This window comes from Paenibacillus solanacearum, from assembly GCF_910593845.1.
In the GTDB taxonomy this organism is placed as follows: domain Bacteria; phylum Bacillota; class Bacilli; order Paenibacillales; family NBRC-103111; genus Paenibacillus_G; species Paenibacillus_G solanacearum.
In genome coordinates, this window is the sequence record NZ_CAJVAS010000075.1 from 1 (window position 1) to 14135 (window position 14135).

Sequence of the window (14135 nt, forward strand, 5' to 3'; positions counted from 1 at the left end):
CTCTAATCCAGGGGGCTGGCCGCCATCCATTTATCGCGAAAGAATGCTGTCGCAAGCAGCTTAGTAACGGGATACCTGTATGAGTGTGTTTTCAAACTGCACTTTTATTGACAACTCCATTAATAGCTCAGCGAACAAATGCTCAAACCCTATTTTCAAAAAACTAACTATTTATCGAACTATAAAACGTGCACTTTGCACATAACTTGTGTTATACTGGGTTATGTGCAAAGTGCACTTATTTCTGTGTGAAAGCTGGGGTGTAATTTTGAAGGCAGCAATCGTGAAGGAGAAGGGAACAATTCCCGTGATGGGTCATTTTGATTCCCCCGTTGCAACAGGTGGGCAAGTTATAATTAACGTTTCGGCAACAGCCTTGAGTCGAGTTAGCAAGTTCCGTTCAATGGGTTTGCACTACTCATCTGATGGTAATTTTCCAGTAGTAGCTGGTATTGATGGTGTTGGAACTTTGGTAGATGGGTCTCGAGTTTACTTTGCGCTGCCAACTGCACCGTATGGCAGTTTGGCTGAGCAAACAATTGTCAACGAAAAGCTGACCGTTCGTTTACCCGATGGTATTGATGATCTCACGGCCGCCGCTATCGCTAACCCGGCTATGTCGTCATGGGCTGCATTGATATTTCGAGCTGGCTTCAAATCCGGCCAAACTGTCTTGATTAATGGCGCTACTGGAGTATCCGGTAGTTTAGCGGTTCAGATTGCTAAAGGACTTGGAGCTAATAAGATCATTGTTACGGGACGCAATAAATCGAAGTTACAAGCACTTGGTGCCGATCAGGCAATTGCATTTGATATGACAGTTGACTATGGACAAAAAATGTTTGAAAGCGACCTAATGCCAGTTATTGCAGAGGGTGTCGATGTTATATTGGATTATCTTTGGGGCGATAGCGCATTCTCCATCATGGCAGCTCTTTCTAAGACTAATATGGATCGCGCAACCCGCTTTGTAAGCATCGGAACTTCATCTGGACAAGAAAACATTAATTTACCTTCATCTATTTTACGCTCATCAACTATTGAACTGGTAGGTAGTGGAGATAAGAGTGTTTCAAAAGCTGATATGTTATCCGCTGTTCAAGGTGTTTTTGAGATGGCCGCCGAGGGGAAGCTAAAGATTGACATAACAGAGTTTGCACTGGAAAATATCGAAGAGGCCTGGAGTGTTCCACTTACGCCACGTCCAGTAGTAAAGGTGCAATAAAAAGAAATGGAAAATGAGGTTTTTAAAGCGCTGGTTGATTTAGTTTCCCTTCTCAATCGGCCGGACCGTGATAAGAAAATGATTGCTGATGCTGGCGTAAGTTTGGAAGCAGCAACCTTTCGCGTCTTTGTTGGCATTGTTCATCTTCAACCGACTAGTGTTGGTGATTTGGCCGCTATGATGGGGAAAAACTATTCGAGTGTTAGTCGGCAAATCGATAAGTTAGAGACTGCGGGGTTGGTTCATACTTATCCATCAAGTTCAGATTCTCGATTTCGTTTGTCTGAATTGACGAAATACGGGGAGGAAATCAATGCTATGATCAGGCTCGCCCGTGAGCGCAATATGCGAGAAGCCTTGGCTGATTGGACTTTGGATGAAAAAAACGTATTATTAAATAATTTAAGGCGTTTATTCGAATCGCTGCAAAGGCTCGACTAGTACAGTTGTTGCATCTTAAGGGACCACTCCTAGCACAGGAATGGTCTTTCTATGCCGTTATAGACAGCATACGAACTAAAGAATGTGATGGAAACACTATTTTCACAACAATGGGATGAAGTTGAACATAAAGATTTTCGCCTTAGCGCTCATTAACGTCAGTTCACCTTTGGTGGGCTCTGCAAACACAATTTGCAGCGACATCGTCAGCGGCTGGCGCGATCCGACTTTCATTCCGTTAAGTTAGGGACATGGAGGTGCATACATCGGGCTCTGTGTTCCATGGAGAACGTGCAGGAATCAAACTACATGTTTATGTTGCCTTCGCTGTAACTACTCGCGGCAATGCTTGGAATCGATTATCTGAAACCGCTGGAGGAACAAGATCCAGGATTTATATCCGTCCTTCTATATGGGTACGACAAAGAACCAGTTTCATTTGTTCATAACAAGAAACCGCGTATGGACTATTACCGCGGCTGCGTACACGCTCTTCAATCCATGATCGACGCGCGCACAACGAGTAAAACGCCGTTGTTGATGAGGCCGGACGCATTCATGCGCTCGTGCCGCTCGTCATCGGGCGTAGCCTCAGCTTGAAGAAGGTGGGCGTGTCGCTGCCATTTGTCAACTATATGGACGTTTGTGCGGACGGCGAGGAAGCTTTTCAATTCGCTGTCGCTTCCGCGGCTGGCCTCAAAGACAAGCTCAAGCTCGGTTACGTGCAACTGCGGCTGAAGGAGCAGCAGGTGAGCGATCCGCAGTGGCACGCGTGTTTGCAGAACTTTACCTTCGTCCTCCCATTGGCGGACGACGAGGAGCAGGTGCTGGCACTTTCCTCGAGCAGTAACCGTAACCATACTCGCAAAGTATACAAGAACGACTGGTTTGACGTCTCGTTCGACCACAGTCAGCTGGAAGCGTTTCACCGTGTGTACGTGAAGCGGATGAAGCAATAGGGGGCGCCAGCGGAGCCGTTGCATTTTTTTCGGCAGTTTTTAGAGTGTTTGCCGGACAACAGCACGCTGCTTACGATCCTGGACAAAGAGACGCGAGAGGTGATCGGCGGCATGCTGCTGCTGACAAGCCCGAGCAATGAGACGCTGTACTACCCGTATGGGGGGACCCTGACGGGGTTGGAATGCGCCAGTGCTGCTCGTATGGGGCTTGGCGGCGCTCGCCATCGCTTTTCTTTTGTTTACGCGGCGGGACGTGCTTTGAGAAGGCGGATGAAGAAGAGTGCGCCTAATCGGTTCACAACGCAGCTTTTACTTAACTTTTAATTACTTTTTACCTAAATTGTCTTGTACTCCGAAAATCCGAATATATAATAGAAATCAAGCAGCGGTGTGTCGGAAGACGTCTATTCGATAGTTACCATTCGATGAAGGGGATTAGATCCGATGTCCGACTCAGAAGCAACGAAAGTCATTAGCATCCCGGGCGTGAAACGTTTTCAATTTGATAGTCTGCATGCGCCCAATCAGAAACGTCTTAGAGCGATATCGTTGTATCAGTTAGGCGACTTGTGCTGCGATTCCGAGTTTGTGTTGAAGCCGCATAAGCAGCCGTGCTACGAGATCTCGTATATCGCTTCTGGGCAAGGCTGGTTCGCTACGAACGGATTGCGTCATGAGTTGCAGGCGGGCGATCTGTATATCGGCAAGCCGCGCGACATTCACCAAGGAGGAGCGAACGCCGAAGACCCTTTTCGCTTTTTCTACTTTGGCTTTCATTTCAATACATCCGTGGAGGACAACCCTCTGCTTCCCATTAGAAGTATGTTTCATCAGATCGAAAAACCGTTCACGACAGATCGATTGGATATAGGGGTTCCGTTTTTTAATGCGATCAAAGAATTGAGTCACGCCAATCCATATTCCGATGCCATGCTTCAAGTTTATTTGGAGCAAATCATCGTATTGACGTACCGGAACTTTTGTTCTGACTGGAAAGCGACATACCCTGGAGACAGGTTGGAAAACTCGGCCAAGCGGGCTGTATTTTCCGCGATCCATTATATAGATGACCGGCTGCTGCAAATTAAAGATTTAGGTGAAATATCTAGCGCCTTTGGCTACAGTTTATCGTATTTGTCGCATCTGTTTACGCGTGAAACCGGAGAAAGTCTCCGGGACTATTTCTCGAAGAAGAAATGGCAAAAGGCGGTCGAGCTGTTGGTAGAAGGAAAACGCACCATTACCGAAATAGCAGCTATTATGCAATATGATTCGATCAATTCGTTTAGCCGCGCTTTCCGGAATATGTACGGCGTTTCCCCGTCGAAGTATGTCCGCGATCGGCAAAGTGAAACTCAAGAAAAGTAATTCCTCAAAGCGAAGGCTTGCATACCTAACGGTAGCAGGCTTTTTTTTCAGTTTATTCAGGGGAACATTCAGTTAAAATTGTAGAGTATTCCTTTTGCAGCGACTTTTGCATACTATTCAGGCGTCTTCGAATCAATACACCGCTGTCGGCGCTCTGTATACTGAACTTAAATAGAGATCGCGAGGGGAGACAGTCCATGTTGAAGTTCGATTTGCACACACATCATAAAAGATGCGCCCACGCCGACGGCGATATTCGGGATTATATCGAAGCGGGGATCAAGAGTGGATTGCAAGTAATCGGTATTTCCGACCATGCGCCGTACTTGGCCAGTGAGGACGATCATCCGAATCCGCGAATCGCAATGGCAGCAAGCGAGTTTCCGAAATATGTTTCAGAGATGCTTGAGCTGAAGGAACAGTATCGGGGAAAAATCGAAGTCCTGCTTGGAGTCGAATCCGACTTTTTTCCTGAGCATGTCAATCTGTATCGGAGTATTTACGACAAATATCCTTTTGATTATATCATCGGTTCCGTTCATCATAGCGGAGGAGACCGGATTTTTAACCGGAACCGGTTCAATCAACTGTCTGATGAGCAGAAGCTCGAGATGAAAGAGACTTACTACGATTTGATTCTGCAATCCGCCAGCAGCAGGATGTTTCAAATACTCGGGCATATCGATGCGATGAAAGTGTATTTCACGGATATGGGTCAAGTGCAGACGCCCGCCGTCGACCGTGCTTTGCAGGGCATAGCCGCATGCGGTACAGCGATCGAGCTGAACACATCAGGCGTAAAAACGTGTGGCTCTTGGTATCCGGCCGATGATATTTTGGAGCGGGCCTTATATTACGGCGTCGATGTGACGTTCGGTTCAGATGCGCACAGTCCTGCACGGGTGGCTTCCGATTGGGAGGAGGCACGGGAGCGGCTTAAGCAGATTGGATTTCAGAGATGGGTGTACTTCAAGAGAAAGCAAAAAATACTCGTTCCGCTTTAGAATCGTTTGGCGCAGGAGATGGACATATTCCAAATCACGAAAGGAAGGAAACTTTTCAATGATACCACCTAAGATGGGTTTACTTGCCGTATCTGCTGCAATCGTCTGTTTGGCTGGCTGCACAGATTCGAAGGATGAAACTAACGAGGCCAAATCAAGGACGGAAAAGCCGGCTATGAATGTCGAGACTGCGATTGCAGAGCTGTCGAAACACCCGATCGAATTGAGCTTATATGAGAATGCCAGCAGTTATACCCAGAAAATGTTCGACGATCTGTATGGGGATCTGCTCAAGAAGAAGTTTCCTAACGTGTCCATCAAGCTGTTTTCGCCAAACAAAGATAGCGGGGGACAAGGGCTGAACCAGCTGATTCTATCGGGTGTAAAACTGGATTTGATCAAAGTGTCGGGAGCCAGCTTTTACACTTTTCTGGAAGACAATGGATTGCAGGATGACGTCTCCGACCTGATCGTAAAATACAATTACGACTTGAACAAGTTTCATCCTTCGGTATTGTCCTATATGCGGTCGTTCGGAACAGGCAAAGAAATATATGGCATACCGAATGCGGTAGCCGCAACCGCTATGTTCTACAACAAAGATATATTCGATAGATTCGGGGTTCCGTATCCGAAGGACGGCATGACATGGGACGAAACGTACGAATTGGCTCGTAAAGTTACGCATTTGGACGGCGGCGTGCAATACTTGGGGTTCCAGGAAAACATCAGCTTCTTGACGATCACGAACCAGCTTTCGCAAAGCTTTCTTGATCCGAAGACGAACAAACCTACGATCAATCAGGACAATTGGAAAACCTTTATTAACAACTTCGCCCGGTTTCATCAAATCGACGGCAACCAGCTTCTGCCCAGCTACAACAACGCCATGTGGAAAGAAGGGCGTGTAGCGATGGCGGTGGGAAGCAGCGGAGGCTCGTGGAACTTCACGTACGACGCGCCGTTTAAGTGGGATATGGTTGAACTTCCGTATTTTAAGGATGCCCCCCGCAAAGGTTCGGGCTTGCAAGTGCCATTTCATGCCATATCGAAAACAAGTGAAAAGCGCGATTTGGCGTTTTTAATCTCGGCATATATCGCCTCCGAGCCGTTCCAAAAGGAAGTAGCCAAGCTCGGCTACGTTCCGCCGATCAAGATCGACAATCTTTCCTCTCTCCTCGGTACGTCCGTTCCGCAGCTGGCAGGCAAAAACATTAAAGCTGCCGTCCCGCTGGAAACCGCAGCTCCGCCTTTTCCGACGAACGGATACCAGAGTCTCATTGCCGGGTATGTGAATACGGCATACAGTGAAGTCGCGACAGGCAAAAAAGACGTCAATACGGCTCTTCGCGACGCGGAAGAGCTGGCCGACAAGAAATTGAAAGAAGCGGCGTTCGCGGGGAAATAATGCTTTGCAGCATAATCTGATTCCTCTGAGCACTGAAGGGAGACGAATGATAATGGATGAGAAAGCAAAAGTAAGCCGCCGTCAAGTGATCGCCGCCATAGGGATGACGGGTGCGACTGTGCTCATGGCTGGAGCGACTTCCGCCTATTCCGCAGGACGCAGCGTAACGGATTCGGTATATGGAAACGGTAATGGAAATGGAAAAGGAGACCCTCATGACAGAACGGAGATCAACCATTTCGTAAATGTGAAACGGTTCGGGGCTAAGGGCGACGGCGTAACGGATGACAGCGCGGCATTCGCTGCAGCATTTGGGAACGGAAGTGTATCCGTATATGTGCCGGAAGGAACGTACCGCGTGCGAGGGCTTAGAGTACCTTCCAATACGACAGTGCGCGGTGCGGGCATCGATTGCACAATCATCAAACTGACCGACGACGCGCCGAACGGCGAATGGGTCGTGACTAACAGCGATTACGAAGCGGGAAACACGAATATCGTGCTGGAAGATTTTACGGCCGATTGGAATATAAACCGTCCGAACGTGAGACGCGTCGGCGGACAAGCTTCATCGTGCATCACGCTTGCAAATGCCAGCTATTGCTGGATTCAGAGGGTGAAGGCAGTAGACGCGCTGCTTCATTGCTTCGACGTGACAAGTCCTCAATACGTAAACGAAGGCGATACCGTCTATTCGGACAAACCGAGCCGCTATGTCTGGATTACGGATTGTATCGCTGACGGTCACGAGGACGACGGTTTTACGACGCACCATTCCGAATATATATATATCGAAAATTGCTATTCGACAGGGGCATCCAAAGCAGGCAAATATTTTGGCGGCGTCGGCTTTGAGATCGATGACGGTTCGCGCAACGTGTGGGTAACGAACTGCGTATCCGAGGGGAATTGGCGCGGATTTATGGCTAAAGGTCACCATGATGCCCCTGCCGCTTACGGTGTTCACTTTACGAATTGCACGTCGATCCGAGAAGCGCGTTCATTTGAGCTTCTGCACATCAATCATCATCTGAGCACAGAGCCTGTTTCACCAAACGCCTATGATGTGACGATGACGAACTGCGTCGCCTATTATCCGCAGATGAAACCGGTCTCGCTCGATATTACGCAGAGAGCTTTGTCGATCGCGGCATATGCCCGTGTAAAGGTTAATGGATTTACGGCGATCGGAGATCCGGCCTTCGATTATAAGAACCAGCCGGTAATAGCCGTTCAGACGAAAGCAAGAAATGTTACGCTCTCCGACATTCATGTAACCGGCTTTACGACGGCGAGTACGGATATCACCATCGCAGGCGGAGCCAACAGCGGCGATCATATCGTTATTTCCAACGTATCCGTCCATGAATCCAGTCCGAATGGGATATTTATCGGAACCGGTTTGAAGGATGTCATGGTGTCGAATATACAATTGCAGGGGACGAACAAAGCAGGCTCCGTCGGCTTGAAATATTACGCTGACCGGACTTATATCGGCAACATCAGCGTCTCCGGCTACGCATACACGGCGTATGCGCCGAACGGCGTCATCTTGGAAGAGGTTACCGAAGTTCCGCAGTGGCAGAGCGCCACGCTCCAAAACGGCTGGGTTCCTTCCTCCGCCGATCAATCGCCGAAGTTTGCAAAAAACTCCGAAGGATTCGTGCATGTGTTTGGTACGGTGCAAGGAGGAACGGCAGGATCGTCGACTCCGCTATTTACGCTGCCGAGCAAGTACAGGCCTAAGCGAGCGCATACATTTCTGACGGCCGGCTCCGAACCGGGGGCGATGAATATGATTCGCGTACTGACGAACGGCAAAGTAACCACCGAACAATGGTCAGGGACGGGCAGCAATATCCTTGTACGATTCGATCAGATCATTTTCCCAACAATAATCTAATGTGTTGTTTTCGGCAGCACACGAACACCTCCGTACCGGTTTGGCGGCTGCGGAGGTGTTGTTCGTCTTTATGATGGCAAGCAAAACAGCACGCTCACGAATTCCCATTCGGAATCGAGAGCGTGCTGCCATGCTTCAGCTGATCTCCTTAGTTCGTTACCGCATCCAGGTCCATATCGGCTATCAATTGCGGCATCAAACTGCGGAACCGGTCGGCTCTGCTCCTATCAAACAGGCGAGCTCCGCTTTCACGCATAGCCAGCACACTGCAGATCCAGCTATTCGTCCAACCCGATTCGACGCACCAAGGCCCCCAGCCATTGTCGGCCGAGCTGCCCCAATATTCCCAAAGCACATCATCGAAGCTGCGCATCCATGCTCCATCGAGATACGGATGAGCTTCCGAACGAACCTGAATGCGGCATAAAAAAGCAATAAGCCGGTCAACCGCTTCCTTCAGCTTGTCATCCTTGATTGCCGTCGATGCTTCGTGCAGGCCGATCAAAGCCCAATTCGCCGTATATAATAAATCGCATACGGGGTCACCTTCCTCTTGCATCAGAGATGCTTCATGATGACCGTACTCCTCATTCGAACGGGGAGGCGGATACCGGCCGTTATCAATCGGGCCAAGCATATCGCGGATAGAACCGCAAGGCTCGATACGAGACAGCAGCATATCCGTCATTTGCAGCAGCCAATCCCTATGCTCTTCTGTATCCTCGATTTCAACCAGCATGGATAACGGAAGCACCATTCTCGCGATCTCCTGAGTCAGGCCATTCGTCCATTTCCATGTCGCAGGCGTTGCTTCCATCGTCAGTCGAATCGCTTTTTTGGACAGCGTCAGAAATGGCTCGAACCCTGTAACCGTATAAGCCCATAAATAACAGGACCACAAATAGCATTGATAATGAGGAGACATTTCAATAAAATCCTCGTTCTGATAAAAATGCCAATCGCGACCGTTTACAAACGATTTGCTCGTTTCCAAATAACCCCGACGAAAGCCGTTCGTACCCGTTGTTCGGAGATTGGCCAGCAGGCATGTCAAAATGCGCTCGTCCCAGCGATCATTATTCAGAGCGTGCCGTGCAGCCAGCGTCGCCCAAATGACGCGGGCATTGTCGTCACCATAGAACACTTTCCTGCGGTCGTACCAATTGACCATGCCATAGTCCGGCTGATCCCGCTGATCATTATAGAAGTTCCGGTCCATCCAAACGCTGTCGAGCATGCTTTCCGCTAGCTGCTTGCTTTCCGGATTTTGGGTCAAGCTGTAATCGTAGGCAAAGACCATTGCGCTCTCGGCGATACAATCCGCCCGAAGCCAGGCGCGCATGAGCTGCTTGCCGTCGTATCGGATGTTGGATTCGAAGCCTTCGATCGCTCCTTTCCGCAAATCGATGCTGTAAGCGGCGTGAGCGCGGAACCACTTCATGCTGAGCTGCCGAGCCTGAGTTTCGGCGTTAAGAGGCAAAGGCTCCTGCTTGCTCCATTGCGTACGGACGACGGGTTCCCAGCTTAACAATTCGGCAGCCTGCGGATATCCGGCCCACCTCAAAATACGTTTCCAAACGTCGCGCCAAACAACGTTTGGCGCATATCGTCCGCGAATGCAATGGCTTAACGCGCTTGCGGCAATCAAGACGTTCCGCCCGGTCCATTCCCACAGGAGCGGCACGCTTGTGTTAGGCAATCCATATACGGCCTTGTCGTAACCGGCTACGCGACCGAGGCGCAGATGCACCTCGGTCTCATCCTGCTGCTGCGCTTGCATCGGAACATACCAGCAGCTATGCATCGTCATAATCGTCATCGGTTGATGCTCTGGGGCGAAAAAATCTGCCGTGACGACGACCCGCTCTTTGTCCGTTGATTGAGGCAAGCCGACGGAATAGCCGGCAACCGATTGCGGATACTCGATGTAAAGCTTAAGCCGTTTGCTTAAGGCAGCTTGCTGCTGCGCTTCGTCAAACGAATAGGCAGCCGACGGGTATTGGTCGGCTAATACAAACAAGCCGGTTTCGGCATGGATTTCGCACAGGGCATCGGGAACGCTTTCGTAACGTTTGATTGAGATGCCAAGTTGCTGCAGTGTGCGATACATATCGTTGTCCTCCGAACAACACATAAAGAGCGGCTTGGAGGTGGGATCGAAACCCGTTAGTTCCATATTCATATCTCCTCTATTTCAATTGTGCATTTCGTTTCACGGCTAGTATACTAAAGGTTGTTTTCGTTGTATTGTGTCAATCCCGCCGTAATATTGTACAAAAGCACGGAAAAGAGAAGACGGAGACCATTGGCGTTCGATGAGGCGATCGCTCCTTTCCTTGACGGGAGAAAAGGAAATATATTTCTCGGCAGGAGCGTACCATTGCCGGAACGTTAACCGGCGCGTCATCCGTTATGCGGGCGAAAATACGGTCGGTGGAAGCGTCTATTACGAGACGAAAACGGCGGTCGTATTCCGATCGGCAATGTATGCGACGAGCGCGCCGATTAACATATATAAAGGAATCGGTCTGATCGCCGAAGGGCAAGCGATTTTGAAGGCGAATCCGACGGACCAATCGTTCAAATGTTTCGTCGGAATGGGGTAAGGGAACCGAGTTGTCGGGCGTCAAGCAGGCGAACGTCAATTAAATGCCTTTTTCCGAAGAGTCAAGAACTTGACCGATTACAGTAATTAGGTCCGCGGAATGGAATTTATTGCGCTAAGCGGAGAACGATAGCTCAATTATGACACGGCGGCGGCCGGGAAAAAATATTCGGCTGCCATCGTTGCGCTAACTGGCAGCGTGGTAAAATAAAGTGATTAATGTCAAGTATTAGACTGAGTTGTCCGGCGACACAAACATATGTTCTTTGAGATCCCCGTAAATTGGGGATTTTATATTTTAAAGCACCAATGTTTGTGTCGCAAGATCACGACACAAACATTGGTGCTTAATCGCGGAGATAGAAAAACTTGAATTTGTAATGTTTGTTCAATGGCCATTAAGCTAACCGGAAAATTTCACATAGCATAGAACTAAAAATGGCAATACGAAAATAAGCCCAGCTTTAGTGTTTTATTAAAAAAACTGTGCTTCAAAAAATATGTGAAAACAGGATGGTTACGAGGCTGTCGAGGTGGTGAGAGCTAGTAGGAGGAGGGGTGAGTTAAGTTTGGATTTGTAATACATTATTCACTTGGCCATTAAGCTAAAGGGCAGCATTCCTATTATGAAGAAATACGAGGTGGAGTGCTACGATAAAAATGCAGTCGAAAAACACCCTCGTATGAAATAAAATGAAAGCTAACGAGGGAGCGGACGACAATGAATAAGTACGACAAAGCATTCAAAGAAGAAGCAGTAAGATTGAGCGATGAAATTGGAGCAAGAAAAGCAGCCGAGCAGTTGGGAGTAGCCTACTACACCTTACAGGGGTGGCGGAAGCAAAGAACCCTGCACGGCGACGGCGCGCATATTGGAAGCGGACGCGCTTATGCATCTGCAAACAAGACTGGAGTTGTCAAGAAAAGTGCAGTTAGAAAACACACTCATGCAGAAATTCCGTTACTACGCGGCTTGAGACAGCATTCGTTCGCGATAAACAGTTGGGGGCCAACCCCCCGGATTCGAGGTGTAGATCCGCCGTCTGTTGTAGTAGACCATGATGTACCTGAAGATGACCGATTTTATATAAGCCATCGGATAGTGCTCCGTGCGGATCTTGTACAGCTTTTCTTTCTTCAGCGTAGCAAAAAAGCTTTCCATCCTCGCGTTATCATAGCAGCGTCCCGTGACCGGAGTCACCACACACGTCCTTCTCGTCGCAGCTCTTCGCAATCCTACCGTGCGGCTTCGCTACCTAGCTGCGTACAACGTGCTTCAGGAGTTCGGGCGAACCGACATCTATCCGGAATTGTTGAGGCTGTTGGGCTGCGAGCATTGGACCCCGCAGCGCACCAGTCATCTTCTGAGTGCGCCTTCCCGTACCTTCGACGTCGCCGTGGCGCACGCCAAAACCCCATTCTTCTTCAGCAGTGACATCACCGTGAAGCAGTGTTCTGGATCGGAGCGACCTTCGCCCGATGCCACAAAATGCTCTCCACAGATGCCCCAAAACTACAAGTTGAGCTATTTCCGGCGTTTAAAGAATTCGTCTTCGATCCCGGCATCATCTCGTCCGACACCCTTGTGCGTCGTGCCGAGGACGTGCTGCTGTTTCTACCGCGACTCTGGGACGAGGCCGAATCAATTATGCTGGGCAATTGGAGGATATTGTAGTTTGTAACAATTGGAGCCGCTCACTGTGCAGGGCTCCAATGCTCAACTGATGGGTACGATAGTGCTGATGCTACTCTAATGATAAAACAAGGCAAATAGTTCGAAACGCATATAACTAATATTTTTTTAGAGTGAAGACCAAAAAAAATTTGATTGTCAATCGAACGTACATTACAGGTTGCTCCGGTCGAAGACTGATCAAATAGCAGAGGGTGCATACTAGGAAATTTCCATGCCTGGACGTTTTGAATGACCCATGCTTGCAGTATAATTTTAAATCAAAATATGACAGACAAAGCAGTTGCAATAAATGGTTATTACAATTGTTTCATCCATAAATGGCGAACAGTTCTTGCCGTTTGTTAAACGTCCGACTTTTCGTTTACGGCAGATTCGTAAACATTGGTTGTAGATGGCGTTATTTGTGATAAAATCCTCCTATAAGAATAAACGGAGGTACATTATGTTTACGAAGACTGATTTGATCGAGCATCTACAAAATATCGGCGTTGACCCGCTCGGGACGTTGAAAATCCATATTTCGTACAAGGCAATCGGAGCGGTCGAGAGTGGTGCGGAGACTGTGCTTGATGCGCTGAGTGACTACATGAAGGACGGGTTGCTCGTGCTGGGGGCGCATACGTGGCGCAATGTCGGGACTGACAATCCGGTCTGCGACAACCTGTATACGCCAACATGCATCGGGGCGCTGACCGAGCTTTTTCGCAAGCGTCCAGGAGTCGTGCGTTCTCTGCACCCGACCCACTCAGTGGCAGCCTTTGGTAAAGATGCCGAGTCCTTTATCGCGGGCGAGGAACATCTGCAAACCCCGTGCGGAGCGGGCGGCACCTATCACAAACTTTGGCAGCGGGGTGCCCAGATCCTGCTGATCGGCGTTAATTTTAGTCGTAACACTTTCATTCATGGGGTTGAGGAATGGGATGGGGCAGTCGGAACGATTTCTGCCGAGAAAGCTGACTTATACACGATCGGGCCCAAAGGTGATCGCCACTACACACCACAGTATCGCCACTGCGCACGGGTCGGATCCAACACATTCACGAAACTCGAACCTGAAGCACTTAGTACCGGCGTCATGACCCTCGGGAAATTCGGCAACGCAACGACCAGATTAATGAGCGCGAAACAACTCCGGGCTATGGTTGCCAAACATCTGAAGCAGGACCCGAACTATCTGACCGACTATTAGTTTAGTTTCGCTTGAATGGTACATGGATATTTCTCTATCCATTCCGTTTGTTGATCGGAGGTTCTGGGGACAAGAAAGAAAAGCTAACAACAGTGGAACTGGGTTTTACGCGGACGTGTTTGTGGATTCCAATGCGTTAAAGTTCTTCCGATGAGAACGGATATAGCGAGCGGTCAATGGTATCCATGGGCCGCTCTATTTATCATTAAAAATATAGTTTTAGATTGAATTTTTAGGAGGGAAACAATGAATTGCGATTGTTTTAGATGTCTGTCATATGGCCGTTTTTGGGACAATCTGACAATTATATTTCTTTGTAATATACTATATATAATAT

General features: G+C 48.8%; 12 protein-coding genes. 10 read left to right on the forward strand and 2 right to left on the reverse strand.

Features of this window, described 5'->3' with window-relative positions; genetic code table 11:
• The first annotated feature begins 268 nt into the window (after positions 1-268).
• The 8 genes from KXG62_RS32910 to KXG62_RS32945 all read left to right on the forward strand — a co-directional run bounded on the left by KXG62_RS32910 (position 269) and on the right by KXG62_RS32945 (position 8308).
• Complete coding sequence (locus tag KXG62_RS32910) at positions 269-1225, forward strand: quinone oxidoreductase family protein (protein ID WP_218096242.1); 957 nt, start codon at positions 269-271, stop codon at positions 1223-1225.
• 6 nt (positions 1226-1231) lie between these two features.
• A complete protein-coding gene (locus KXG62_RS32915) occupies positions 1232-1666 on the forward strand; it encodes a MarR family winged helix-turn-helix transcriptional regulator (protein ID WP_218096243.1) in 435 nt (144 codons plus the stop codon).
• 596 nt (positions 1667-2262) lie between these two features.
• Positions 2263-2625, forward strand: a complete 363-nt coding sequence (locus KXG62_RS32920; protein WP_218096244.1) for a hypothetical protein — start codon at positions 2263-2265, stop codon at positions 2623-2625.
• 18 nt (positions 2626-2643) lie between these two features.
• Positions 2644-2949 carry a hypothetical protein gene (locus KXG62_RS32925; RefSeq protein WP_218096245.1) on the forward strand — a complete coding sequence of 102 codons (306 nt, stop codon included), beginning with the start codon at positions 2644-2646 and terminating at the stop codon, positions 2947-2949.
• 120 nt (positions 2950-3069) lie between these two features.
• Complete coding sequence (locus KXG62_RS32930) at positions 3070-3993, forward strand: AraC family transcriptional regulator (RefSeq protein ID WP_218096246.1); 924 nt, start codon at positions 3070-3072, stop codon at positions 3991-3993.
• 200 nt (positions 3994-4193) lie between these two features.
• Positions 4194-4997: a histidinol-phosphatase gene (locus KXG62_RS32935; RefSeq protein WP_218096253.1), complete on the forward strand. Its 804-nt coding sequence runs from the start codon at positions 4194-4196 to the stop codon at positions 4995-4997.
• Between the two features lie 175 nt (positions 4998-5172).
• A complete protein-coding gene (locus tag KXG62_RS32940; protein ID WP_218096247.1) occupies positions 5173-6405 on the forward strand; it encodes an ABC transporter substrate-binding protein in 1233 nt (410 codons plus the stop codon).
• A gap of 52 nt (positions 6406-6457) precedes the next feature.
• Complete coding sequence (locus KXG62_RS32945) at positions 6458-8308, forward strand: glycosyl hydrolase family 28-related protein (protein WP_218096248.1); 1851 nt, start codon at positions 6458-6460, stop codon at positions 8306-8308.
• Between the two features lie 148 nt (positions 8309-8456).
• On the opposite strand, the gene KXG62_RS32950 is transcribed toward KXG62_RS32945, so the two are convergent.
• A complete protein-coding gene (locus KXG62_RS32950; RefSeq protein ID WP_218096249.1) occupies positions 8457-10484 on the reverse strand; it encodes a hypothetical protein in 2028 nt (675 codons plus the stop codon).
• A gap of 139 nt (positions 10485-10623) precedes the next feature.
• On the opposite strand from KXG62_RS32950, the gene KXG62_RS32955 reads away from it, so the two are divergent.
• Complete coding sequence (locus KXG62_RS32955) at positions 10624-10914, forward strand: hypothetical protein (RefSeq protein WP_218096250.1); 291 nt, start codon at positions 10624-10626, stop codon at positions 10912-10914.
• A 963-nt stretch (positions 10915-11877) separates the two neighbouring features.
• Here KXG62_RS32955 and KXG62_RS32960 read toward each other — a convergent pair.
• Complete coding sequence (locus KXG62_RS32960; RefSeq protein ID WP_425517407.1) at positions 11878-12075, reverse strand: IS3 family transposase; 198 nt, start codon at positions 12073-12075, stop codon at positions 11878-11880.
• Between the two features lie 976 nt (positions 12076-13051).
• Between KXG62_RS32960 and KXG62_RS32965 the strand changes: the two genes are divergently transcribed.
• Positions 13052-13798, forward strand: a complete 747-nt coding sequence (locus KXG62_RS32965) for an AAC(3) family N-acetyltransferase (protein WP_218096252.1) — start codon at positions 13052-13054, stop codon at positions 13796-13798.
• Positions 13799-14135: the final 337 nt, after the last annotated feature.